General features: G+C 52.7%; 19 protein-coding genes. 12 read left to right on the top strand and 7 right to left on the bottom strand.

Annotated features, from left to right (window positions below; all coding sequences use genetic code 11):
* Window positions 1-117: 117 nt before the first annotated feature.
* Entirely contained in the window at window positions 118-2316 is a 2199-nt protein-coding gene (gene priA, locus BL249_RS16080) for a primosomal protein N' (protein ID WP_099706209.1), read from the bottom strand.
* Between the two features lie 213 nt (window positions 2317-2529).
* Here priA and rpmE point away from each other — a divergent pair, with 213 nt between their 5' ends.
* Complete coding sequence (gene rpmE / locus BL249_RS16085; protein WP_078004218.1) at window positions 2530-2742, top strand: 50S ribosomal protein L31; 213 nt, start codon at window positions 2530-2532, stop codon at window positions 2740-2742.
* Between the two features lie 196 nt (window positions 2743-2938).
* On the opposite strand, the gene metJ is transcribed toward rpmE, so the two are convergent.
* On the bottom strand, window positions 2939-3256 hold the full coding sequence (metJ, locus tag BL249_RS16090; RefSeq protein ID WP_078004225.1) for a met regulon transcriptional regulator MetJ: 318 nt from the start codon (window positions 3254-3256) through the stop codon (window positions 2939-2941).
* A 295-nt stretch (window positions 3257-3551) separates the two neighbouring features.
* On the opposite strand from metJ, the gene metB reads away from it, so the two are divergent.
* From metB to metF, 3 genes are all read left to right on the top strand, one after another.
* Window positions 3552-4718 (top strand): cystathionine gamma-synthase, encoded by a 1167-nt coding sequence (metB, locus tag BL249_RS16095; protein WP_099706210.1) that lies wholly within the window; start codon window positions 3552-3554, stop codon window positions 4716-4718.
* Entirely contained in the window at window positions 4715-7144 is a 2430-nt protein-coding gene (locus BL249_RS16100; protein WP_099706211.1) for a bifunctional aspartate kinase/homoserine dehydrogenase II, read from the top strand. Before metB ends, BL249_RS16100 begins: the two co-directional genes overlap by 4 nt.
* Before the next feature lie 338 nt (window positions 7145-7482).
* Complete coding sequence (metF, locus tag BL249_RS16110; protein ID WP_099706212.1) at window positions 7483-8382, top strand: methylenetetrahydrofolate reductase; 900 nt, start codon at window positions 7483-7485, stop codon at window positions 8380-8382.
* Window positions 8383-8509: 127 nt separating this feature from the next.
* Here metF and ppc read toward each other — a convergent pair whose 3' ends face one another.
* On the bottom strand, window positions 8510-11155 hold the full coding sequence (ppc, locus tag BL249_RS16115; RefSeq protein WP_099706213.1) for a phosphoenolpyruvate carboxylase: 2646 nt from the start codon (window positions 11153-11155) through the stop codon (window positions 8510-8512).
* A gap of 234 nt (window positions 11156-11389) precedes the next feature.
* On the bottom strand, window positions 11390-12541 hold the full coding sequence (gene argE / locus BL249_RS16120) for an acetylornithine deacetylase (RefSeq protein ID WP_099706214.1): 1152 nt from the start codon (window positions 12539-12541) through the stop codon (window positions 11390-11392).
* A gap of 177 nt (window positions 12542-12718) precedes the next feature.
* Between argE and argC the strand changes: the two genes are divergently transcribed.
* Genes argC through argH form a run of 4 tightly spaced genes read left to right on the top strand, consistent with a single transcriptional unit; the run spans window position 12719 to window position 17178 of the window.
* Complete coding sequence (gene argC / locus BL249_RS16125) at window positions 12719-13723, top strand: N-acetyl-gamma-glutamyl-phosphate reductase (RefSeq protein WP_099706215.1); 1005 nt, start codon at window positions 12719-12721, stop codon at window positions 13721-13723.
* 18 nt (window positions 13724-13741) lie between these two features.
* Entirely contained in the window at window positions 13742-14521 is a 780-nt protein-coding gene (gene argB / locus BL249_RS16130) for an acetylglutamate kinase (RefSeq protein WP_099706216.1), read from the top strand.
* 28 nt (window positions 14522-14549) lie between these two features.
* A complete protein-coding gene (locus tag BL249_RS16135; RefSeq protein ID WP_099706217.1) occupies window positions 14550-15764 on the top strand; it encodes an argininosuccinate synthase in 1215 nt (404 codons plus the stop codon).
* 40 nt (window positions 15765-15804) lie between these two features.
* Window positions 15805-17178, top strand: coding sequence for an argininosuccinate lyase (argH, locus tag BL249_RS16140; RefSeq protein WP_099706218.1), 1374 nt, complete (start codon window positions 15805-15807; stop codon window positions 17176-17178).
* 108 nt (window positions 17179-17286) lie between these two features.
* Here the strand turns inward: argH and BL249_RS16145 are convergent, their stop codons facing one another.
* Window positions 17287-18021 (bottom strand): glutathione peroxidase, encoded by a 735-nt coding sequence (locus BL249_RS16145; protein WP_099706219.1) that lies wholly within the window; start codon window positions 18019-18021, stop codon window positions 17287-17289.
* A gap of 135 nt (window positions 18022-18156) precedes the next feature.
* Between BL249_RS16145 and oxyR the strand changes: the two genes are divergently transcribed.
* Window positions 18157-19074 carry a DNA-binding transcriptional regulator OxyR gene (oxyR, locus tag BL249_RS16150; RefSeq protein ID WP_099706220.1) on the top strand — a complete coding sequence of 306 codons (918 nt, stop codon included), beginning with the start codon at window positions 18157-18159 and terminating at the stop codon, window positions 19072-19074.
* Here the strand turns inward: oxyR and sthA are convergent.
* Entirely contained in the window at window positions 19057-20457 is a 1401-nt protein-coding gene (gene sthA / locus BL249_RS16155) for a Si-specific NAD(P)(+) transhydrogenase (RefSeq protein ID WP_099706221.1), read from the bottom strand. The genes oxyR and sthA overlap by 18 nt on opposite strands.
* 190 nt (window positions 20458-20647) lie before the next feature.
* Here sthA and fabR point away from each other — a divergent pair, with 190 nt between their 5' ends.
* Window positions 20648-21304: an HTH-type transcriptional repressor FabR gene (gene fabR / locus BL249_RS16160; protein WP_099706222.1), complete on the top strand. Its 657-nt coding sequence runs from the start codon at window positions 20648-20650 to the stop codon at window positions 21302-21304.
* A 6-nt stretch (window positions 21305-21310) separates the two neighbouring features.
* Window positions 21311-21670 carry a YijD family membrane protein gene (locus tag BL249_RS16165; RefSeq protein ID WP_099706223.1) on the top strand — a complete coding sequence of 120 codons (360 nt, stop codon included), beginning with the start codon at window positions 21311-21313 and terminating at the stop codon, window positions 21668-21670.
* 36 nt (window positions 21671-21706) lie between these two features.
* Here BL249_RS16165 and trmA read toward each other — a convergent pair whose 3' ends face one another.
* Window positions 21707-22810 carry a tRNA (uridine(54)-C5)-methyltransferase TrmA gene (gene trmA / locus BL249_RS16170; protein WP_099706224.1) on the bottom strand — a complete coding sequence of 368 codons (1104 nt, stop codon included), beginning with the start codon at window positions 22808-22810 and terminating at the stop codon, window positions 21707-21709.
* Between the two features lie 293 nt (window positions 22811-23103).
* Between trmA and murI the strand changes: the two genes are divergently transcribed.
* Window positions 23104-23970: a glutamate racemase gene (gene murI / locus BL249_RS16175; protein ID WP_099706225.1), complete on the top strand. Its 867-nt coding sequence runs from the start codon at window positions 23104-23106 to the stop codon at window positions 23968-23970.
* Window positions 23971-24234 lie beyond the last annotated feature (264 nt).

The raw sequence follows: 24234 nt of genomic DNA on the forward strand, positions 1-24234 counted from the left end.
ATGTTGTGTTTAGCATCTGAATGCTCATCATTGTTATCAGAGAAATAATGTAATTAGTTACTTAAATTGCAAATAAAATGTGACTTTATGCACTTTTCTCGATCCTGCTCGCACTGTTCAGCTTTCGGTTGGATCAACATCCAGTGTCCACTTCACTTTACGCGCCTGAGTAAGGGTGCTGATGAGCGGCAGGGTGGATTGCAGCAGGCGTTGCAGACGGGGGCGGGATGGATGTTGCAATAAGAGCTGCCAGCGATAACGGCCACTTCGTTTTGCCTGCAGGGCGGGCATCGGCCCCATTATCCAGCAGGCGTCATCTTTCGACGGGCTGGCTTCCAGCAGCTGACGTAACTGTTGTAAAAACAGGGCGGCCTGCTGATTATCCTGATCCTCGGCACGGAACAAAACATGGCTGGTAAAGGGGGGTAAATAGACGCTGCGCCGTTCCTGCAGCGCCTGACGGGCAAAGGCATCATAGCCCTGATGTAACAAAGTTTGCAGTAACGGATGGTCGGGATGGTGTGTTTGCAGCAGCACTTCACCCTGTTTGCCTGCTCGTCCGGCACGGCCTGCCACCTGGGTATAAAGCTGCGCAAAACGCTCTGCTGAACGGAAATCGGCAGAAAATAATGCGCCGTCAACGTCCAGTAATGATACCAGCGTCACGTCAGGGAAATGGTGGCCTTTGGCCAGCATCTGGGTGCCAACCAGTATGCGTGCACCGCCCCGATGGACGTCCGCCAGCTGCTGTTCCAGGGCGCCTTTACGGCTGGTGGTATCCCGATCGATGCGGGAAATGGCGACGCCAGGAAACAGGCTGGTAAGATGATGCTCTAACTGTTCGGTACCAAGGCCAACCGGCATTAATTGCGTTGAGCCGCACTGCGGGCATTGGTGGGGAACCTGACGCTGACTGTCGCAGTGATGACAGCGCAGCTGACGTTGATGGTGGTGCAACGTGTAATAGTGGTCGCACCGCTGGCATTCGGCAATCCAGCCACACTCGTGACACATTAAGGCCGGGGAATAACCGCGGCGATTAAGAAACAGCAGTACCTGATTTCCTGCCTGCAAATGTTGCGTCATTTTCCCTGTTAGCTGGGGAGAGAGACCGCCCTGTAACTTCACGCCTTTGAGATCGATTAGCTGCTGAGTGGCCAGACGGGCATTACCGGCGCGTTTGCTCAGGGTTAACTGACGGTATTTGCCACTGTGTACGTTTTGCAGTGTCTCCAGTGCCGGCGTTGCCGATCCCATGATTACCGGAATGTTTTCTTCGCGGGCGCGCATTACCGCCAGATCGCGGGCGTGATAGCGCCATCCTTCCTGCTGCTTATAAGAGCTGTCATGTTCTTCATCAATGATAATCAGGCCAGGTCTCGCCAGCGGGGTAAACAGCGCTGAGCGTGTGCCGATAATAATCGCGTTCTCGCCGCGGCGTGCCCGCAGCCAGACGGCCAGCCTCTCACTGTCATTCAGGGCGGAATGCAACACGTCGACCGGGGCGTTGAAACGTTGGCGGAATCGTGCAATTGTTTGCGGCGTAAGCCCTATTTCCGGTACTAATACCAGTGCCTGGCGGCCGTGGTTCAGCACATTTTCCAGTACGCTCAGATACACTTCAGTTTTACCTGAACCGGTAATACCCGCCAGCAGCCAGGCGTTAAAGCTATCATCAGCGCTGCGGATCGCGCCCACGGCGGTGGCCTGCTCGGTATTCAGGCGCAGGCGCTCGCCCTGCACAACCTGGTGCTGGCGCCAGTCGCTGACTTCGGCATGGTATGGCTGCAGTTCGCACAACCCTTTTTTACGCAGCCCCTGCAACGCGGCATCGCTGATGTCGTGCTGGCTAATTTGATGCCGGTAAAGTGGTCCCTGATGTAATATGGCCAGTGCCTGACGCTGTTTATGGGCATTTTTCAGGCTTTCCGGTGCGCTTTGCTGTCCTGCTGGGGTGAGATGCCATTGCCAGAGTGGTGCTTCGCGCGCCGGTTTGCCCTGGCGAAGCAGCACAGGCAACGCATGAAACAAAACTTCACCAGCCGGATAGTGATAATAACCGCTTGCCCAGTGAAGCAGACGCCAGAGCGAAGGCGGAAACAGGGTGTCACCGTCCAGCACCTCTTCAATGTTTTTAAGCTGAGCCGGCGGCAACTCACTCTGGTTTTTAATCGCCGTAACAATACCGATTGCGCTGCGTTTTCCGAAAGGAACGCTTACCCGGCCGCCAATACTGACTGGCGGCAGGCCATCTGGCAGCAGATAGTCAAACTGACGTGGTAACGGAACGGCTAAGGCAATTTCAACAACGGTCATCGGACATTCCGGCGGCAATACTGGGTCAGTCAGTGTACACCGTGGCGTCGAAAATGTGAGGATTCGATTGCACCAGACGGTTATTTTCTGTATAGTTCGCGGCCTTCGGCGGGTAATTACCGTCGGAAGACACTAACTTTTTAACATCGTGTGGTACCGGTGCAGGCCTGTGGTCTGGCACGGGAGAGCGACACGGCCTTACTGAGGTCTGCCATGAAAAAAGATATCCATCCAAAATATGTTGAAGTTACTGCTACCTGTTCTTGCGGTAACGTTATTAAAACCCGCTCTACGGTGGGTCGCGACCTTAACCTGGACGTGTGCGGCAACTGCCACCCGTTCTTCACTGGTAAGCAACGCGTTGTTGATACCGGTGGTCGCGTTGAGCGTTTCAACAAACGCTTCAGCATCCCGGGCAGCAAATAAGTCCAGCGGATCTAAAAAAACCCGGCTTCGGCCCGGTTTTTTTATGCCTTATGCAGCGGGGACCTGGCTGCGAATATCGTCTTGCGACACGGCCCCGCACGCTCACTAGCCGCGTCTCTGGCAGCATGCGCCTATTACCGCCTGGGCACATAACGCTACGCGCTGTGCCTCCCGCTGCCGAACGGCATGTGAGCGCCTAGTATTCCCAGGTATCCGGATCAATGCCTTTTTCCCGCATGATGCCTTTAGCACCTTCGGGAATTTCATCATTACGCTCTTTGCGTAAGTCCACGTCATCAGGCAGCGGCTGCCCGGTGAAGGCATGCAAAAAAGCCTCACATAACAGCTCGCTGTTGGTCGCGTGGCGTAGATTATTTACCTGGCGACGGGTGCGTTCGTCGGTCAGAATTTTAAGCACGCTGAGTGGGATAGAGACCGTAATCTTTTTGACCTGCTCACTTTTTTTTCCGTGCTCCGCGTACGGGCTGATATATTCGCCGTTCCATTCAGCCATGGGTTACCTTAATCCTCGTCAGAGTGAAAGTTGCCTTGTGCAACGTTGCTGATTCAGCGCGTCGACAAGGTATAATTATGCCGGATATCGCGTGCTAGCACAGGGTTCGATAACAAGTTTAGCAATAAGATGTTTACGAATAACCGCCGGCTGGCAAAAGTGCCATAATATTAGCGGGTATTGCTTGTTCAATCTATACGCAAAGACATTTAGATGTCCAGATGTATTGACGTCTATTGTTCCACTGTTTAGGCTATAAGCCTCTTTTTTTATTTCCGCAGGAATGATCACCATCATGACGCGTAAACAGGCAACGATTGCAGTACGTAGTGGTTTGAATGACGACGAGCAGTATGGCTGCGTAGTCCCGCCAATCCATCTGTCTACCACCTACAATTTTACTGACTTTAATCAGCCGCGTGCTCATGATTATTCGCGACGTGGCAATCCAACCCGTGACGTAGTACAGCGTGCGCTAGCCGAACTGGAAGGCGGGGCCGGGGCGGTAATGACCAACACCGGAATGTCGGCAATACATTTACTCTGCACTGTGTTTCTCAAACCGGGCGATCTGCTGCTTGCGCCACATGATTGCTATGGTGGCAGCTACCGCCTGTTTGACAGTCAGAGTCAACGCGGCGCTTACCGGGTGGCATTTGTTGATCAGGGTGATGCAAAAGCACTGCAGGCCGCGCTGGCGAAAAAACCCCGTCTGGTGCTGATTGAAACGCCGAGCAATCCGTTGTTACGGGTAGTGGATATTGCCAGTATCTGTAAAGCAGCAAAAGACGTCGGTGCACTAACGGTGGTTGATAATACTTTCCTCAGTCCGGCGTTACAGAATCCGCTGGCGCTTGGTGCCGATCTGGTGGTGCATTCCTGCACCAAATATCTTAACGGGCATTCAGACGTCGTTGCCGGGGCCGTCATTGCTAAAGATCCGGCGCTGGCGAGCGAACTGGCCTGGTGGGCAAACAACATTGGCGTTACCGGCGCGGCCTTTGATAGCTACCTGCTGTTACGCGGTATGCGCACGCTCGGCCCGCGTATGGCCGCTGCACAACGTAATGCACTGGCACTGGTAGACTACCTGAAGCAGCAGCCGCTGGTGAAAAAACTGTATCATCCTTCTCTGCCGGAAAATGCGGGGCATCAGTTTGCTGTTCGTCAGCAAAAAGGCTTTGGTGCCATGCTGAGTTTTGAGCTGCAGGGTGATGAGTCAACGCTACGCCGGTTTCTGAAAGCATTGACGCTGTTTACCCTCGCTGAATCGCTGGGGGGCGTTGAAAGCTTGATTTCTCATACCGCAACCATGACGCATGCTGGTATGTCGGCGGAGGCGCGCGCTGCGGCTGGCATTTCAGAGACGCTGCTGCGTATATCTGTGGGGATTGAAGATCATGAAGATTTAATCGCCGATCTGGATAATGCTTTCCGGATAGCGGCTAAGAGGTCAGCATGAGTTCGACAGCAGGGGCAATATCTTCCCGTCAGTTACATAAGTTTGGTGGCAGCAGTCTGGCTGATGCGAAATGTTATCAACGGGTTGCAGGCATTATCGCGCAATACAGTCAGCCTGGTGATCTGATGGTGGTCTCGGCGGCAGGCAGTACCACCAATCAGTTAATTAACTGGCTGAAACTCAGCCAGAGCGACCGCCTGGCAGCCTACCAGGTACAGCAAGGCTTGCGGCGTTATCACAGTGAACTGATTGCCAGTCTGTTGCCGCAACCCTGTGCCGGTAGCCTGCTTACTGCGCTGATTGCTGACCTTGAACGGCTGGCTGCTTTGCTGGATGGGGAGATCAGCGAAGCTGTTTATGCTGAGGTGGTGGGTCACGGTGAAATATGGTCCGCTCGTCTGCTGGCGACGCTGCTCAACCAGCGCGATTTGGCAGCCAGCTGGCTGGATGCACGTGACTTTTTATGCGCAGAACGGGCAGCACAGCCGCAGGTGGATGAAGGAAAATCCTGGCCGTTGCTGCAGGCATTACTGGCGCAGCACCCCGGACAGCGGCTGGTGGTTACCGGATTTATCTGCCGTAATCAGGCCGGTGAGACGGTATTACTTGGTCGTAACGGCAGCGATTACTCTGCGACCCAGATTGGGGGCCTGGCCGGGGTGACTAACGTTACTATCTGGAGCGATGTTGCCGGTGTTTACAGTGCAGACCCGCGTAAAGTGAAAGATGCCTGTCTGTTGCCATTGTTGCGGCTGGATGAAGCCAGCGAACTGGCGCGACTGGCCGCACCGGTACTGCATACCCGTACTTTACAACCGGTTTCCGCCAGCGATATTAATTTACAGCTGCGCTGCAGTTATCAGCCTGAGCAAGGTTCCACCCGTATTGAACGTGTGCTGGCATCCGGTACCGGTGCACGCATTGTGACCAGCCATGATGATGTTTGCCTGATTGAATTTACCGCGGCTGCCGCGCACAATTTTGTGGCTTTACAGCAGGAGATTGACGCCATACTGACGCGGGCACAGCTGCGCCCACTGGCGACAGGCTGTCATGGTGATCGTCACCTGCTGCAACTTTGTTATACCACCGAAGTGGTCAACAGTGCATTGACCTTACTACAGGACGCAGGCTTACCTGGACGTCTGCAGCTGCGTGAAGGGCTGGCGCTGGTTGCACTGGTTGGTGCCGGGGTCAGTCGTAATCCGTTGCATAGCCATCGTTTCTGGCTGCAGATTAAAGATCAGCCTGTCGAGTTTGTCTGGCAGTCTGCGGAAGGTATCAGCCTGGTGGCAGTGCTGCGTGTCGGGCCGACCGAACATCTGGTGCGCGGGTTGCATCAGTCGCTGTTCCGCGCGGAAAAGCAGATTGGCCTGATGCTATTTGGCAAGGGCAATATTGGTTCACGCTGGCTGGAACTGTTTGCCCGTGAACAGGGCACACTTTCTGCCCGTAGCGGGTATGAGTTTATTCTGGCCGGCGTTGTCGATAGTCGTCGTAGCCTGCTGGATTACCACGGCCTTGATGCCAGTCGCGCGCTCGCTTTCTTCAGTGATGAAGCCAAAGAGAGCGATCAGGAATCGCTGTTCTTATGGATGCGCGACCATCCTTATGACGATCTGGTGGTGCTTGATGTCACTGCCAGCGAGCAGCTAGCCGATCAATATCTGGATTTTGCCAGTCACGGTTTTCATGTTATCAGTGCGAATAAGGCGGCGGGGGCGTCGGCTGACGATCACTATCGCCAGATACGTGACGCCTTTGCCAAGACCGGACGACACTGGTTGTATAATGCCACCGTGGGGGCCGGCTTGCCGGTCAACTATGCGGTGCGTGATTTGCGGGAAAGCGGCGACAGTATCCTGGCTATCAGCGGCATTTTTTCCGGTACGCTCTCTTGGCTGTTTCTGCAGTATGACGGTAGCGTAGCGTTCACTGAGCTGGTGGAACAGGCATGGCAGCAGGGGCTGACGGAACCCGACCCGCGCGTTGACCTTTCCGGCCAGGATGTGATGCGTAAACTGGTGATTCTGGCGCGTGAGGCCGGCTATCAGGTTGAGCCTGATCAGGTCCGCGTTGAGTCGCTGGTGCCGGCAGGCTGTGAGAGTCAGTCTATCGAACATTTCTTCGAACAGGGCGACGTCTTAAACACGACAATGCGGCAACGTTTTGAAGCGGCCCAGGAGTTGGGGCTGGTACTGCGTTACGTCGCGCGTTTTGATGCCAATGGTAAGGCGCGTGTTGGCGTTGAGGCGGTGCGTGCAGACCATCCTCTGGCGTCGCTACTGCCCTGCGATAACGTTTTTGCAATAGAAAGTCGCTGGTATCGTGACAATCCACTGGTGATTCGTGGACCGGGTGCCGGACGCGACGTCACCGCCGGTGCCATACAGTCTGATCTTAACCGGCTGGCTCAGCTGCTCTGAGCGCACTCAACCGGCGGCGGGCGTGTCGCCGGTTGAGTGCGCCTGCCACGACGTAAGCAACGCTTAAGCGACGTCGTGGCTCATGGCGCGGATGCGTTTATCCTTTCTGGCCAGCGGCAGCCTGCTGTGGGCCGCTACTGGCGTTTTATCGGCACTTTCCCCCGGTTTTCCTTGCGTTATCCAGATGAATTTTTTTCAATTTTGCTGAAGATTTGTCACGGTGAATGATTAATATTTCATTGACGCTGTCGGCTAAAACCGTCATTTTACTTCAATGGACGTCTAAACGTATGGATGTTCAATTCAATCGTTTCAGGTTACTCCAATGAGGTAAGGATATGAGTTTCTTCCACGCCAATCAGCGTGAAGCGCTGAATCAAAGTCTGGCCGAACTGGGCGGGCAATTTAATGTTTCTTTTGAATTTTTTCCGCCACGTACCAAAGAGATGGAAGATACGCTGTGGAGCTCTATCGATCGTCTCAGCAGCCTGAAGCCAAAATTTGTTTCCGTCACCTACGGCGCCAATTCAGGAGAGCGGGACCGCACTCACAGCATTATAAAAGTCATTAAAGAACGCACCGGGCTGGAAGCAGCGCCGCACCTTACCTGCATTGACGCCTGTCGCGATGAACTGAAAACCATTGCTCAGGATTACTGGAAAAATGGTATTCGCCATATTGTTGCTCTGCGCGGCGACCTGCCGGCCGGCAGCGGTAAGCCAGATATGTATGCCTGTGATTTGGTGGCGTTACTGCGCGAAGTGGGTGATTTTGATATCTCGGTTGCTGCCTATCCCGAAGTACACCCGGAAGCCCGCAGCGCCCAGGCTGATTTAATCAACCTTAAGCGTAAAATTGATGCCGGTGCTAACCGGGCAATCACACAGTTTTTCTTTGACGTTGAGAGTTACCTGCGTTTTCGCGACCGTTGTGTCACGGCCGGTATCGACGTTGAAATTGTGCCCGGTATTTTGCCGGTTTCCAACTTCAGACAGCTGCAGCGTTTTGCGACTCTGACCAATGTGCGTGTGCCGGGCTGGATGACCAGTATGTTTGACGGGCTGGATGATGATGCTGAAACCCGCAAAATGGTGGGGGCAAATATCGCCATGGATATGGTAAAAATTCTTAGCCGCGAAGGGGTGAAAGATTTCCATTTCTATACCCTTAACCGGGCAGAGATGAGCTATGCCATCTGCCATACTCTTGGCGTTCGTCCGGTGGTGAACGCGGCCTGATTTGCTGATGCAGGCAGGCAATCATGTGGCGTGATGCCGCTTGCCGGCGTTTTGTCGCTCAGCCGCCGGCAATATTTGCCGACAGGCTGGCGCGCCAGCGGACCGGCGACGCCAGTTCTGCTTCTGCTTAGCCAGTATTACGCATGCCGGCGGCTACCCCGGCAATGGTGACCATCAGCGCCTGTTCAACCTGTGGGTCGACGGCTGTGCCGGCCGCCTCCTGGCTGCGTGAACGGTGCAGTAATTCTGCTTGCAGCACGTTCAGTGGGTCAGTGTAGACATTACGCAGGGCGATCGATTCGGCTATCCACGGTTGGTCTGCCATTAAATGGGCATCGTTGGCAATGGTCAGTACGGCCTTAATATCGGTTTCCAGCTGATGACGCAGCTCCTGACCCAGTGGCCACAGCGCCGGGTCCACCAGGCGCTGATCGTAATATTCAGCCAGCCACAGGTCGGCTTTGGCGTAAACCATTTCCAGCATACCGAGACGGGTGGAAAAGAACGGCCAGTGGTGACACATGGCTTCCAGCCGATCGCGATGACCATCATTCATTGCTTTCTGCAGCGCGGCGCCGGCGCCCAGCCAGGCGGGCAGCATCAGCCGGTTTTGTGTCCAGGCAAAAATCCAGGGAATCGCCCGTAAGGATTCCACGCCACCGCTCGGGCGGCGTTTGGCTGGTCGGGAGCCAAGCGGTAGCTTGCCCAATTCCTGTTCCGGGGTTGCCGAGCGAAAATAAGGGACGAAATCTTTGTTCTCGCGCACATAGCCGCGATACATCGTGCATGAAACCTGGGACAGATCGTCCATCAGCGTGCGCCATTCCGGCGCTGGCTCCGGTGGTGGCAGCAGGTTTGCCTGTAAAATTGCGCCGGTGTACAGCGACAGGCTGGTAATGGCAACTTCGGGCAGACCATATTTAAAACGGATCATTTCTCCCTGTTCGGTTACGCGCAGGCCGCCTTTCAGGCTGCCGGGCGGTTGCGACATTAATGCTGCCTGAGCCGGTGCGCCGCCCCGGCCGATGCTGCCGCCGCGTCCGTGGAACAGTGTCAGAGTGATACCGGCTTTTTCACAGGTTTTGATTAAGGCATCCTGGGCCTGATATTGTGCCCAGGAGGCCGCCATCACACCGGCATCTTTCGCCGAATCAGAGTAGCCGATCATGACCATTTGCTTACCCTGAATAAAACCACGATACCAGTCGATATTCAGCAACTGTGTCATGACATCATTCGCGTTATTCAGGTCATCAAGGGTTTCAAACAGCGGGGCAACCGGCAGTGAAAACTGAATATCTGCTTCTTTTAGCAACAGGTGTACTGCCAGTACATCGGACGGTGTTTTTGCCATTGAAATGACATAGGCGGCGACAGAACCACGGGGCGCTTCGGCGATCACACGGCAGGTTTCCAGCACTTCATGCGTTTGCGCACTGGGTTGCCATTGTCGCGGTAGCAGCGGACGTTTGGAATTCAGCTCACGGATAAGAAAGGCCTGCTTATCTGCTTCTGACCAGCTTTCATAGTCCCCCAGGCCAAGATAGCGGGTAATTTCTGCGATAGCTTCAGTATGACGAGTGCTCTCCTGTCGAATATCAATACGTACCAGCGGTACGCCGAAGCATTTGACCCGGCGCAGGGTGTCGAGCAGCAGGCCATTGGCAATAATGCCCATGCCACAGGATTTCAGTGACTGATAGCAGGTATAGAGCGGGTCCCACAGTTGTTCATTGGCGATGAGCAGATTATCCGGACGTGGCAGGCGTTCGCCTTTCAGACGGCTTTCCAGCCAGCTTTGCGTTGTCAGCAGCTGCTGACGTAAATCTTTCATGATTTCGCGGTACGGTTCACTCGCTTCCGGTTTACCGCACAGCGCGCGTACTTCGTCGGTACATTCGGACATCGACAGCTCAGAGATCAGCGTGCCAATATCGCGCAGAAACAGATCGGTGGCTTTCCAGCGGCTTAGCCGCAGTACGTGTCGGGTGATATCGGCGGTGACGTTGGGATTGCCGTCGCGATCGCCCCCCATCCATGAGGTGAACTGTACCGGTACAAAATCAACCGGCAGCGTATAACCCAGCGTCTCTTCTACCTGGCTGTTGAGTTCACGCAGGAAATCCGGAACACCTTCCCACAGGCTGTTTTCCACCACCGCAAAGCCCCACTTTGCTTCATCAACCGGCGTGGGACGATATTTGCGAATTTCATCAGTGTGCCAGGCCTGCGCGATGAGCTGGCGCAGACGGCGCATAATCAGCAGGCGATCGTGGTCGGAAACATCGTGGTCCAGCTCTTTCAGGCAATTATTCACTTCTACCTGTTTGTGGATCAGGGTACGGCGTGTAATTTCGGTCGGATGCGCGGTTAACACCAGTTCGAGCGACAGTGATTCAATGGCGTTACGGATGGTTTCTTCACTCAGTTCGGGCTGTTTTTTAAGGTTATCAAGGATGCTTTTCAGCATCTCAGGTTGATATACCCCGCTTTTATGCGAAATAGTATTGAACTGTTCGGCCACGTTGGTGAGATTAAGAAACTGGCTGAAGCCGCGGGCAACGGGCAACAGTTCGTCATTTGACAGGTTTTGCAGGGTTGTCAGCAATGCCTGGCGATGTGCGTCATTGCCTGCGCGGGAGGATTTGGACAGTTTACGAATCGTTTCCACCCGATCAAGGATATTTTCTCCCAGTGCGTCCTTGATAGTCTCTCCCAGAAGCTTACCGAGCATACTGACATTACTGCGCATTGCGGAATATTGTTCATTCATTGTCCCTGACACCTTCTTTGTTCTGGTGGCCTGTTTTGCCCGGCTGAGCATAACCTTGTCTTTTATCTAGCCACGGTTAAGTGTGTACGTCAATTGACTTAATGGTGCAGATTTAGGTGCTAACTGACAGTAATTTAAGAAATTTATCTCAACTAAACCGGGATAAGTTATGCTTATCGGCAAATCCGCAGGATGATCGGTTATGCTGCCATTATTACCGCGTTGGTCTCTCCTTTAGTGCTGGCAGAAGTGGTGGATAATCTGGCCGATGACCTCGCGGGTTGGTTTAATAAATGCCATATCAATATATTCATCAGGCTGGTGAGCCTGATTAATTGAGCCGGGACCCAGCACCAGTGTCGGACAAACAGTATTGATAAACGGCGCTTCAGTGCAGTAATTCACGATTTCAGTAGAAGTCGACAGCAGTTTTTCCACCACCTTGACCAGCTGGTGTTCGCGCGGGCATTCATAGCCGGGAATGGGCGGATGCAGTTCACCGATAGTCAGACGTCCTGGCCAGCGTTCGCTGACCGGTGCCAGTGCTTCGTTGAGTAAGCCGGCTAAGTCGCTTAAAGTCAGACCCGGCAGCGGGCGGATATCCATGTGCAATTCACAGCAGGCACAGATACGGTTAGCAGCGTCACCACCGTGGATATGACCAAAGTTCATGGTGGGATAGGGAATAGCAAAACCGTCGTGGTGATAGCGCGTTTTCAGCGTATTGCGCAATTGCATCAGATGGCCGATGGCATCATGCATCAGTTCAATAGCATTGACCCCCCTTGCCGGATCGCTGGAATGACCAGACTGCCCCTGAATGCGGATGGCATGTGAAAGATGGCCTTTGTGCGCCCGGACTGGCTTCAGTGAGGTGGGTTCACCAATAATTGCACAGTCGGGACGAATAGCGGCGTTTTCGGAAAAGTATCTTGCTCCGGCCATGGTGGTTTCTTCATCGGCCGTGGCCAGGATATAGAGTGGTTTTTTCAGCGTTGAAATATCAACATCACGCAGGCTGTCCAGAATAAAGGCAAAGAAACCTTTCATATCGGCGGTGCCAAGCCCATACAATTTATTATCATGCTCGGTGAGGGTGAACGGATCGCGGGTCCAGCGTCCGTCATCAAAAGGTACCGTATCGGTATGTCCCGCCAGTAATAAACCGCCGTTACCGCCACCGCTTTTAGCCAGCAGGTTAAATTTATGTCGGGTACCGGGGACCGGCTGGACTTCAACAGCAAAACCAAGATGGGTAAACCAGCCGGCCAGCAGGTTGATTAAAGTTTCATTACTCTGGTCAAGAGCGCTTTCGGTGGCGCTGATTGATGGCGTGGCAATCAACTCACGGTATAGCTCGATAAAAGGCGGTAATTTTGTCTTCACTGTTGACAGTCCTTGCGTTAGGATAGTATCAATATTCATGCACTATTAGTGAATAAAAATACAATAATCTAATGCAGATGAAAACGCATAACGCATCCTTTTCTGCATAGCATCATGGGGATCCGGCGCGGCGCGCGGCAACCCGACAGTTCATGACCCCAAGAGGTACGGAATCTGATGTTGAATACGCTGATTGTTGGTGCCAGTGGTTACGCTGGTGTAGAGCTGGCGACCTATATCAATCGACACCCACAGATGACCATAACCGCTTTAGCGGTTTCAGCGCAAAGCCCCGATGCCGGAAAATTACTCTCGGATTTGCATCCACAATTAAAAGGCGTTGTAGATCTGCCACTTGAACCCCTCAGCGACGTTGCATCCTGGGCGAGTAAAGTTGATGTGGTTTTTCTCGCTACCGCTCATGAAGTGAGCCATGACCTGGCTCCGGCATTTCTTGAGGCGGGTTGCGTAGTCTTTGACCTCTCCGGTGCCTTTCGTGTCAGTCAGCCGGGATTTTATGATGAATTTTATGGTTTTCCTCATCAGCATCCTCAATGGCTAAGTCAGGCGGTCTACGGTCTGGCTGAGTGGAATTATCAGCAGATAAAGCAGGCTCAGCTGATTGCCGTTCCCGGTTGCTACCCGACAGCCGCACAGCTGGCGCTGCGCCCGCTGCTGGAAGCGGGGCTTCTCGATGAAAATCAGTGGCCGGTGATTAATGCTACCAGTGGTGTCAGCGGTGCCGGCCGTAAAGCCAGTATGACAACCAGCTTTTGTGAGGTGAGTCTGCAGCCTTATGGCATTTTTAATCACCGTCATCATCCGGAAATTGTTAACCATCTTGGCACGCCGGTTATTTTTACTCCGCACCTCGGTAATTTTCCCCGTGGTATCCTGGAAACTATCACCTGCCGGCTGAAAGCGGGTGTCAGTCGTGACGATGTGGCTGAGGCGTTTCACAACGCTTACCAGGATAAGCCACTGGTGCGCATTTATGACAAGGGCGTACCGGCAATCAAATCGATCGTTGGTCTGCCATACTGTGATATCGGCTTTGCTGTACAGGGTGATCACCTGATTGCGGTGTCAGCGATTGATAATTTGCTTAAAGGGGCTGCATCACAGGCGGTGCAGTGTCTGAATATTCGTTTTGCTTTTCCCGAAACGGAATCTCTGGTTTAAGCGTAGGTAAGTGACAACATGACAACACCCCTGATTATAAAACTGGGCGGCGTATTACTGGATAGCGATGACGCGCTGGCTGCGCTGTTTAAGGCCCTGGTGGCTTACCGTACCACTCACCGTCGGCCATTGCTGATTGTTCATGGCGGTGGTTGCCTGGTTGATGAGCTGATGCAGAAGCTGGGATTGCCGGTTAAAAAGAAGAATGGGCTGCGCGTTACGCCAGCCGATCAGATTGACATTATTACCGGCGCGCTTGCCGGTACGGCCAATAAAACGCTGCTGGCGTGGGCGAAAAAACAGGGTATCAGTAGCGTAGGTCTCTGCCTTGGTGACGGTGACAGCGTACGGGTGGCGCAATTTGATCCCGCGCTCGGACACGTGGGCAGCGCGTCACCGGGCAATCCGGCCCTGATTAATACGCTGCTGGCCAGTGGTTTTCTGCCGATTGTCAGTTCCATCGGTCTCACCGACGACGGTGAACTGATGAATGTCAACGCCGATCAGGCAGCAACAGCGCTGGCGGCGACGCTGGGCGCTGATTTAATTCTGCTTTCTGACGTAAGCGGCATTCTTGATGCGAATAAAACGCGCATTGCAGAAATGACCGCAGAAAGGGCGGAGCAGCTTATTGCCGATGGCGTGATTACCGACGGCATGGTAGTTAAAGTTAATGCTGCACTTGATGCGGCTCGTTCCCTTGGCCGTCCGGTGGATATTGCCAGCTGGCGCCACGCCGAGCTGCTGCCCGATCTGTTTAACGGTGTGCCGGTGGGCACCCGTATACTGGCTCAATAATTTGAACGCGTATTCAAGGAAATAAAACATGCAAACTCAAGGCATTAAGAAAATTGTTCTCGCTTATTCTGGCGGTCTGGATACTTCGGCGATTATTCCGTGGCTAAAAGAGAACTACGGTGGTTGTGATGTGATTGCCTTTGTTGCCGATATTGGTCAGGATCGCGAAGACTTGGTGGGTGTTGAAAAGAAAGCGTTGCAATCCGGTGCTTCTGCCTGTCATGTGGTGGATCTGCGTGAAGCATTTATTCGTGATTATGTTTATCCGGTGCTGAAAACCGGTGCGCTTTATGAAGGCACTTATTTACTGGGTACCTCTATGGCCCGCCCGATTATTGCAAAAGCTCAGGTGGAACTGGCGCTGAAAGTGGGTGCAGATGCATTGTGTCATGGGGCTACCGGTAAAGGTAACGATCAGGTCCGCTTTGAATCTACTTACACCGCGCTGGCCCCTCAGCTGAAAGTAGTCGCCCCATGGCGTGAATGGAATCTGCGCTCCCGTGAGGCGCTGCTGGATTACCTGAAAGCGCGCAATATTCCTACTACCGCCTCGCTGGAGAAAATCTACAGTCGTGATGAAAACGCCTGGCATATTTCCACGGAAGGCGGCGTGCTGGAGAGTCCGGCAAATGCCAATAACGATGATTGCTGGGTCTGGACCGTTGATCCGAAAAAGGCGCCCGATCGGGCCGAGCAGGTGACGGTAACAGTGGAAAAGGGCGAAGTGGTGGCTGTTAATGGTGAAGCTCTGAGTCCCTATCACTGTCTGGAAAAGCTGAATGCGATGGGCGCAAAACATGGTATCGGACGCATTGATATCGTGGAAAACCGTCTGGTTGGCATGAAATCCCGCGGCTGTTATGAAACCCCGGGAGGCACCATTATGATGGCGGCGTTGCGTGCTGTTGAGCAGCTGGTGTTAGACCGTGACAGCTTTAAATGGCGTCAGCAGCTGGGTCTGGAAATGTCTTATGTTGTGTACGACGGACGCTGGTTTGCACCGCTGCGTCGTTCCTTGCAGGCGGCCGCTGATTCACTGGCGCAGGATGTGAATGGTGAAGTGATACTGGAGCTGTATAAAGGCCAGGTTAATGCGTTGCAAAAAACTTCCGCCAACAGCCTCTATTCTGAAGCGTTTGCCACCTTTGGCGAAGATGAGGTTTATGACCACAGCCACGCTGGCGGCTTTATTCGTCTGTTCTCGCTCTCTTCGCGCATTCGTGCACTGAACGAGAAAAAGTAAAGGATTTCGGTTAACTGACAGGGTATGGGGAAGCATCACTATGGCACTATGGGGTGGACGTTTTACGCAGGCCGCCGACCAGCGGTTTAAGCAGTTTAATGACTCACTGCGGTTTGATTACCGGCTGGCCGAGCAGGACATCATTGGCTCGGTGGCCTGGTCCAAAGCGCTGGCCAGCGTTGGTGTACTGACCGCCGATGAACAACAGCAGCTGGAATCGGCGCTGGCCATCCTGCTGGAAGACGTGCGCGCTAATCCGCAGCAGATACTCGACAGCGATGCCGAAGATATTCACAGCTGGGTTGAAAGTAAGCTGATCGACAAAGTCGGGGCGCTCGGTAAAAAGTTACATACTGGACGTAGCCGCAATGATCAGGTGGCTACTGACTTAAAACTGTGGTGCAAAACGCAGCTGGCCGGGCTACTTAGCGCCGTTGTTGAACTGCAAAAAGCGCTGGTGGCGACGGCACAGGCCAATAAAGACGTTGTAATGCCGGGTTATACCCACCTGCAACGGGCGCAACCGGTGACGTTCGCTCACTGGTGTCTGGCTTATGTCGAGATGCTGGCGCGCGACGAGAGCCGTTTGCAGGATACGCTCAAACGGCTGGATGTTAGTCCGCTGGGTTGTGGTGCCCTGGCGGGGACCGCTTATGAGATCGATCGTGAACAGCTGGCCGGCTGGCTGGGTTTTGCTGGCGCAACCCGTAACAGTCTGGATAGCGTTTCCGATCGCGACCACGTACTTGAACTGCTGTCTGATGCCGCGATCGGAATGGTGCATCTGTCGCGTTTTGCCGAAGATTTAATTTTCTTCAATAGTGGTGAAGCCGGATTTGTTGAACTTTCCGATCGCGTAACGTCAGGGTCTTCGCTGATGCCGCAGAAAAAAAACCCCGATGCGATGGAATTGATTCGCGGTAAATGTGGTCGGGTCCAGGGGGCACTCACCGCTATGATGATGACCCTGAAAGGTTTGCCTCTGGCATATAACAAAGATATGCAGGAAGACAAGGAAGGGCTGTTCGATGCTCTTGATACCTGGGCGGATTGCCTGCATATGGCGGTTCTGGTTCTTGATGGCATCCAGTTGAAACGTTCTCGTTGTCAGGAAGCCGCAGAGCAGGGATACGCCAATGCCACTGAGCTGGCAGATTATCTGGTGGCGAAAGGCGTGCCGTTTCGCGAAGCGCATCATATTGTCGGTGAAGTGGTGGTGGAGGCGATTAAACAGGGTGTGGCGCTGGAAAGCCTGAAACTGGCAACCTTCCAGACGTTCAGCCCGGTAATCAGCGAAGATGTCTACGCGGTACTGGCATTACAATCCTGTCTTGATAAGCGTAATGCCAGAGGGGGCGTATCACCACATCAGGTGGCGCAGGCTATTACTGAAGCCAGGCAGCGTTTGCTATAAAAAAAGGGCGGGCACATGGCCCGCCAAAATTTCGCTTCAGCTTCATTATTACTGCTTAGGTACACCAGAGGGTCAGACCCGAATAATTAAGGTCTGTCCCCGGGTTTTTCAGGCATTGGCCAGATAGCGTTCCAGATCGTCGCTACCGCCAATATGATGCCCGCCAATAAATACTTGTGGTACCGTGATACGGCCGGTTATCGCCCGCAAGCTGACGGTTGTCGCATCCTGCCCGAGGATAATTTCTTCATAGCGGATACCCCGTTCTATCAGCATCTGTTTTGCTTTGCTGCAAAACGGGCAGCCGGGTTTGGTAAACAGAGACATCGATTCCTGTACCCGGCATTCAGGTGCCAGGTAGTGCAGCATGGTATCAGCATCTGAGACTTCAAAAGGATCGCCTGGTTGATCCGGTTCCACGAACATTTTTTCGATCACACCGTTGCGTACCAGCATAGAGTAGCGCCAGGAACGTGGACCAAAGCCAATGTCAGATTTTTCAGCCAGCATATTCATGCCGCGGGTAAAGTCGCCGTTGCCATCGGGAATAAAGGTAATATGTTCAGCGGCCTGGTCGGCTTGCCATGCGTTCATAACAAAGGTGTCATTGACTGATATACACAAAATACTGTCTACACCATGTTGTCTGAATACATCGGCCAGTTCGTTGTAACGTGGCAGGTGGCTGGAGGAGCAGGTTGGTGTAAATGCACCCGGCAGCGAGAAGACAATGACCGTTTTATTGGTAAATAATTCATCACTTGTAATATCAACCCAGCTGTCGCCCTGACGTGTGTGGAACGTCGTTTGTGGAACGTGATCTCCTTCTTTATTAGCAAACATACAACAAAAACCTCCAGCTTGTTTAACAATGAGCTTGTTGACTAAGTGCTATTATTAGTTTCTTAGCTTGATAGGGCTAATCGTTGATTGCTATTCTATCTATCGTTATGGACTATCGAAGTCGGGAGGGAATTTATGAACATACGCGATCTGGAATATCTGGTCTCGCTGGCAGAACATCGCCATTTTCGCCGTGCGGCTGATGCCTGTCACGTCAGTCAACCGACGCTAAGCGGACAAATTCGCAAGCTGGAAGATGAATTAGGCGTGATGCTGCTGGAACGCACCAGCCGTAAAGTGCTGTTTACCCAGGCAGGTTTGTTGCTGGTTGAACAGGCGCGCACCGTACTGCGCGAGGTGAAGGTGCTAAAAGAGATGGCCAGCCAGCAGGGGGAGAGTATGTCCGGTCCGCTGCATATTGGACTGATCCCGACGGTAGGACCATATCTGTTACCTCAGATTATCCCGACGTTACACCATACCTTTCCGAAACTGGAAATGTACCTGCATGAAGCTCAGACTCAGCAACTGCTGGCCCAGCTTGATAGCGGTAAACTTGACTGCGCTATTCTTGCCCTGGTAAAAGAATCTCAGGCTTTTATTGAGATCCCGTTGTTTGATGAGCCAATGAAACTGGCTATTTATGAAAATCATCCCTGGCACGATCGCGAACGTATAGCTATGTCTGAGCTGGCCGGGGAGAAACTTTTGATGCTGGAAGACGGGCACTGTTTACGCGATCAGGCCATGGGATTCTGTTTTCAGGCCGGGGCCGATGAAGATACCCATTTTCGCGCCACCAGTTTAGAAACCCTGCGTAATATGGTGGCGGCAGGCAGTGGCATTACGCTGCTACCGGCGCTGGCGGTACCTGGCGAAAGGGTGCGTGACGGCGTCTGTTACATTGACTGTTACAAACCCGAGCCGCAGCGCACAATCGCATTGGTATATCGCCCCGGTTCACCGCTACGTAATCGCTACGAACAGCTGGCTGAGGCGATCAAAACTCATATGCGTGCGCATATGGCTGACGGTTTAAAACAGACGGTTTAACCCGTTTAGTGCCGCGACACGATAAGCTTCTGCCATTGTCGGATAATTAAAGGTGGTATTTACGAAGTATTCGATCGTATTACCGCCATTTTTTTGTTCCATAATCGCCTGACCGATATGAATAATTTCGGCTGCGCGTTCACCAAAACAATGAATGCCAAGAATTTCTTTGGTTTCACGGTGAAAAAGGATTTTCAGGCTACCAATATTCATCCCGACAATTTGCGCGCGTGCCAGATGCTTAAACTGCGCGCGTCCCACTTCGTAAGGCACTTTCATCGCTGTCAGCTGCTGTTCTGTTTTTCCCACCGAACTGATTTCAGGAATGGTATAAATTCCTGTCGGAATATCTTCAATCAGATGGGCGGTGGCTTCTCCTTTCAGAATGGCCTGTGCGGCAATGCGTCCCTGATCGTAGGCGGCTGAAGCCAGACTTGGGTATCCAATAACGTCACCCACGGCATAAATGTGCGGCTGGGCGGTCTGATACATGCTGTTCACTTTTACCAGGCCGCGGCTGTCTGTTTCCAGTCCGACCATCTCCAGGGTCAGGGTATCGGTATTGCCGGTACGGCCGTTGGCGTACAGCAGGCAGTCGGCTTTGACTTTCTTGCCAGATTTCAGATGAAGAATCACGCCATCTTCCGTGCCTTCAATCTTTTCAAACTCTTCATTGTGACGAATGACTACCCCGCTGTTCCAGAAGTGGTAGGAAAGCGAATCTGACATCTCCTGATCAAGAAAAGCCAGCAGCCGGTCACGGGTGTTCACCAGATCGACTTTAACGTTAAGTCCGCGGAATATTGAGGCATATTCACAGCCAATAACCCCTGCGCCGTAAATAATGACATGACCCGGTTCATGATGCAGGTTGAGGATGGAATCACTGTCATAAATACGGGGATGGGTAAAATCAACTTCGTTGGGGTGATAGGGGCGTGAACCACAGGCAATAACAAATTTTTCTGCCGTCAGCCGCTCCTGGGTGCCATCATGGGCTTCAATTTCAACGGTATTAGCGTCAATGAAATGGGCATCGCCCTGAAACAGTTCGCAACGATTGCGTTCGTAAAAACCCTGGCGCATGCGGGTCTGCTGACTGATGACGCTCTCGGTATGATTGAGAATATCGGCGAACGAAGAACGTAATAAACGGGAGTGGTCGCTGTAAAGGGGATTCTGGTTAAATTCGATAATACGGCTGACTGCGTGACGAAGCGCTTTCGAAGGAATGGTGCCCCAGTGGGTGCAGCCGCCTCCGATGTTGTGATAGCGTTCAATGACTGCAACGCGGGCGCCGCCTTTAACAAGGCCCATTGCCGCACCCTCGCCGCCAGGTCCGGAACCAATCACAATGACATCATAATCATAAGCGTGTGACATACCAGTACATCCTTATATATACAATTCTACAACGTGATTCTAACATCTGGCCGGTAAGTTCCCAATTTTAACCCTTTCCGGCTGTACCGTTTGACAATGCGTGATGTTAACAGCCGTTCACAAAGTTTGACCGACCGGATAGCAGGAATTTTGATATAGTGCGGCAATGACAACAAAAACAGGCATAAACATGGGCATCCGGGCGCAACAAAAGGAGCGAACGAGGCGTTCACTGATTGAAGCCGCATTCAGCCAGCTGAGTGCGGAACGCAGTTTTGCCAGTTTAAGTCTGCGTGAAGTTGCCAGGGAAGCGGGGATTGCACCGACATCATTTTATCGTCATTTTCGTGATGTAGATGAATTAGGGTTAACCATGGTGGATGAAAGCGGCCTGATGTTACGTCAGCTGATGCGCCAGGCGCGTCAGCGGATCGCAAAAGGCGGCAGCATCATCAAAACCTCGGTGGCAACCTTTATGGAATTCATTGGTAATAATCCGAATGCATTCCGTCTGTTATTACGTGAACGTTCCGGTACTTCCGCTGCGTTTCGTGCCGCAGTTGCCCGCGAAATCCAGCACTTCATTGCTGAGCTGGCGGATTATCTGGAGCTGGAAAACCGGATGCCGCGCAGCTTTATTGAAGCGCAGGCTGAGGCGATGGTTATTATTGTTTTTAACGCTGGGGCGGAAGCACTGGATATTGATAGCGTTCAGCGCCGCCGGTTAGAAGATCGTTTAGTGTTACAGCTAAGAATGATTTCCAAAGGTGCCTACTACTGGTATCGCCGCGAGCAGGAAAGGTTGGCTGTAACCTTGGGTTCGGGTCTCACCCATCAAAAAAGGTAAGGCAATATGAGTTTAGCACCTGCCCGGGATAAAGGTACGCTGCTGCTGGCGTTTCTTACCGGACTTTCTATTAACGGTACTTTTTCGGCTGTATTCAGCCGCTACGTCCCTTTCTCGGTTTTTCCCGTTATTGCGCTGGGCCTTTCTGCCTGGTGTCTGCATCAGCGCTATCTAAACCGATCGATGCCGGACGGTTTACCATCGCTGGCGGCGGCGTTTTTTCTTCTTGGCATTCTGCTGTATAGCGCTATTGTACGCGCTGAATATCCTGATATCGGCTCGAACTTTGTGCCGACCATCCTGATGGTGGTTGTGGTGTTCTGGATTGGACTGCGTCTGAAACGTCGTACCCCTTCTGAGCGTTAAGGTTTATCTGCGGTGTCGTTGCCGGCACCGTTTTAATCAGCGTTTGCGTTCCAGCAGTACGCCGCATTCCATATGGTGGGTATAAGGAAACTGATCGAATAACGCCAGCTGCCTGATTTGATGCGTCTGACTTAGCACTTGTAAATTGTCGCACAGGGTTTGCGGATTACAGGAAATATAAAGAATACGTGTATAGCCCTGAACCATTTTGACGGTCGCTGCATCCAGCCCGCTTCGCGGTGGGTCGACAAAAATCGTCTCGCAGTCATAACTTTTCAGATCAATACCCTGTAAACGGTTAAACGTTCGTTCGCCGTTTAGCGCGGCGGTAAACTCTTCTGCCGCCATACGGATAATCTGGACATTATCAATATGATTTGCATCAATATTGAACCGGGCAGCCGCTACCGAGGGTTTAGCAATTTCGGTAGCCAGTACCCGACGAAAATTTGCCGCCAGCGCCAGAGAAAAGTTGCCGTTTCCGCAGTAAAGCTCCAGCAAATCGCCACGTGAGTGTTGTGTCACCGCCAGTGCCCATTCCAGCATCCGGATGTTTATTGCTGCATTGGGTTGGGTAAAACTATTCTCTACCTGACGATAAATCAGATTACGCCCTGCGACCGGCAGTACTTCATCAACATAATCGTGATCGAGACTGATTTTGGTTTTCGTCGCCCGGCCAATCAACTGTAGCTGGAAGCCGGCGGCGCGTAATTCGTCACGCAGCGCGATAGCGGCTGCTTGCCACTCGTCATCCAGCTTACGATGATAGAGCAATGAGACTACGATCTGGTTACTTAATGTTGACAGGTAATCTAACTGGAACAGCTTACGCCGTAGTACGCTATGACGGCGAATGCGGTCAATCAAAAGCGGCATCAGTTGATTAATCAGCATACTGGCGGCTGCAAACTGATTGACGCGGATTCTCTGCCCGGTCTGCTGGTCAAAAATAATATGATAGAGATCGTCGCCTTCATGCCAGATCCGAAACTCAGCCCGCATACGATAATGGCTGACGGGAGAGCGGAACACCGCAATTTCTGGCGGCGTAAATGGCGCCATCAGCGTTTTGAGACGGCTGACTTTTTCAGCTAGCTGGTGGTCATAGTGCTCGACTGGCAGAGTCTCAGGAGTCATGAAGTTTCCAGGTAATCAATTCAACTGAGCGGGGATTTTAGGGATTCGCTGGCTGATGTCCAGCCCTGGCGCATAATCAGACAGGCGGGAACCTGGATTTTTGCTGGCGGTCATGGTCATGCTTATTGTGTCGCCGTCAGGTTTGCCAGGCCGATCTACTGCGGCTATCGTGCGGGTGACCTGAGCGATTTTTTTATAAGTGAAATACCGAGGTTGCACCTATCCTTTCACCTTTGATCTGACGGTTCGTGGTAGAATGATTAATCTGTTCGATAAAGATGATGAGACAGCGTATGGCTATCACACTCCCGGAAGAGAGTACTTTGTTGACGGAAGTTACACTTTCTAACCAACGACCTACCGTACTGGTGTTTGACTCCGGCGTCGGTGGGTTGTCTGTTTATGATGAAATCAGACAGTTGCTGCCCGGTTTGCACTACCTGTATGTTTTTGACAACGAAGCGTTTCCTTATGGTGAGAAATCCGAAGCGTTTATCGTTGACCGCGTGGTAAAAATTGTTGATGCGGCCACCCGGCGTTACCCGCTGGCACTGGTGGTTATTGCCTGTAATTCCGCCAGTACCGTTACCTTACCTGCTTTGCGCCAGCGTTTTTCTTTCCCTGTTGTTGGGGTGGTTCCTGCGATTAAACCGGCAGCAAGACTAACGCGTAATGGTGTAGTGGGGCTGCTCGCCACCCGTGGTACGGTAAAACGTCTCTATACGCATGAACTGGTTTCTCGTTTTGCCCATGAATGCAGGACCGAAATGCTGGGCTCGGCGGAACTGGTGGAACTGGCTGAAGCCAAGTTACAGGGCAAGGTTGTTCCGCTTGAAGAAATACGCCAGATACTGCAGCCGTGGCTGCGGATGTCTGAGCCACCCGATACGGTTGTTCTGGGTTGCACTCATTTTCCTTTGTTAAGCGAGGAGCTGCAGGCAGTGCTGCCTGAAGGCACGCGGCTGATCGATTCTGGTGCGGCCATCGCGCGACGAACGGCATGGTTACTGGCGAATCAGGCGCCTGATGCCTGTTCAGCGGATGCCAGCCGGGCATACTGTCTCCGTCTGGATCATCAGGCTGAACAACTTTTACCCGTTTTACAGCGTTATGGCTTCGAAACGCTGGAAAAACTCCCACTTGTGCCGGCGAATGCGTAAAAAAACGGCAGTTAATTATATTTTCGCAATTAGCACTTGTCAGCGCGTCTGAAGTCCCTATAATGCGCCTCCACTGACACGGCATGGCGGTAACGCAGGCCGGGTTAGCGGGGGATGAAATCGATAGATTTCCCGCGGATGAGACGGGAGAAAATCCTTGACTCTTCAGCGGCAAAGCGTAATATACGCAACCCGCGCCACACGAGAAAGTGGCACTGCTCTTTAACAATTTATCAGACAATCTGTGTGGGCACTCGCAGGATA

Source organism: Erwinia sp. OLFS4, assembly GCF_002752165.1.
In the GTDB taxonomy this organism is placed as follows: domain Bacteria; phylum Pseudomonadota; class Gammaproteobacteria; order Enterobacterales; family Enterobacteriaceae; genus Izhakiella.

What these genes read in the sequence shown, in the direction of transcription:
- priA (WP_099706209.1), bottom strand. Translation starts at nt 2,316, where the DNA reads ATGACCGTTGTTGAAATTGCCTTAGCCGTTCCGTTACCACGTCAGTTT.
- rpmE (WP_078004218.1), top strand. Translation starts at nt 2,530, where the DNA reads ATGAAAAAAGATATCCATCCAAAATATGTTGAAGTTACTGCTACCTGT.
- metJ (WP_078004225.1), bottom strand. Translation starts at nt 3,256, where the DNA reads ATGGCTGAATGGAACGGCGAATATATCAGCCCGTACGCGGAGCACGGA.
- metB (WP_099706210.1), top strand. Translation starts at nt 3,552, where the DNA reads ATGACGCGTAAACAGGCAACGATTGCAGTACGTAGTGGTTTGAATGAC.
- BL249_RS16100 (WP_099706211.1), top strand. Translation starts at nt 4,715, where the DNA reads ATGAGTTCGACAGCAGGGGCAATATCTTCCCGTCAGTTACATAAGTTT.
- metF (WP_099706212.1), top strand. Translation starts at nt 7,483, where the DNA reads ATGAGTTTCTTCCACGCCAATCAGCGTGAAGCGCTGAATCAAAGTCTG.
- ppc (WP_099706213.1), bottom strand. Translation starts at nt 11,155, where the DNA reads ATGAATGAACAATATTCCGCAATGCGCAGTAATGTCAGTATGCTCGGT.
- argC (WP_099706215.1), top strand. Translation starts at nt 12,719, where the DNA reads ATGTTGAATACGCTGATTGTTGGTGCCAGTGGTTACGCTGGTGTAGAG.
- argB (WP_099706216.1), top strand. Translation starts at nt 13,742, where the DNA reads ATGACAACACCCCTGATTATAAAACTGGGCGGCGTATTACTGGATAGC.
- BL249_RS16135 (WP_099706217.1), top strand. Translation starts at nt 14,550, where the DNA reads ATGCAAACTCAAGGCATTAAGAAAATTGTTCTCGCTTATTCTGGCGGT.
- argH (WP_099706218.1), top strand. Translation starts at nt 15,805, where the DNA reads ATGGCACTATGGGGTGGACGTTTTACGCAGGCCGCCGACCAGCGGTTT.
- BL249_RS16145 (WP_099706219.1), bottom strand. Translation starts at nt 18,021, where the DNA reads ATGTTTGCTAATAAAGAAGGAGATCACGTTCCACAAACGACGTTCCAC.
- oxyR (WP_099706220.1), top strand. Translation starts at nt 18,157, where the DNA reads ATGAACATACGCGATCTGGAATATCTGGTCTCGCTGGCAGAACATCGC.
- sthA (WP_099706221.1), bottom strand. Translation starts at nt 20,457, where the DNA reads ATGTCACACGCTTATGATTATGATGTCATTGTGATTGGTTCCGGACCT.
- fabR (WP_099706222.1), top strand. Translation starts at nt 20,648, where the DNA reads ATGGGCATCCGGGCGCAACAAAAGGAGCGAACGAGGCGTTCACTGATT.
- BL249_RS16165 (WP_099706223.1), top strand. Translation starts at nt 21,311, where the DNA reads ATGAGTTTAGCACCTGCCCGGGATAAAGGTACGCTGCTGCTGGCGTTT.
- trmA (WP_099706224.1), bottom strand. Translation starts at nt 22,810, where the DNA reads ATGACTCCTGAGACTCTGCCAGTCGAGCACTATGACCACCAGCTAGCT.
- murI (WP_099706225.1), top strand. Translation starts at nt 23,104, where the DNA reads ATGGCTATCACACTCCCGGAAGAGAGTACTTTGTTGACGGAAGTTACA.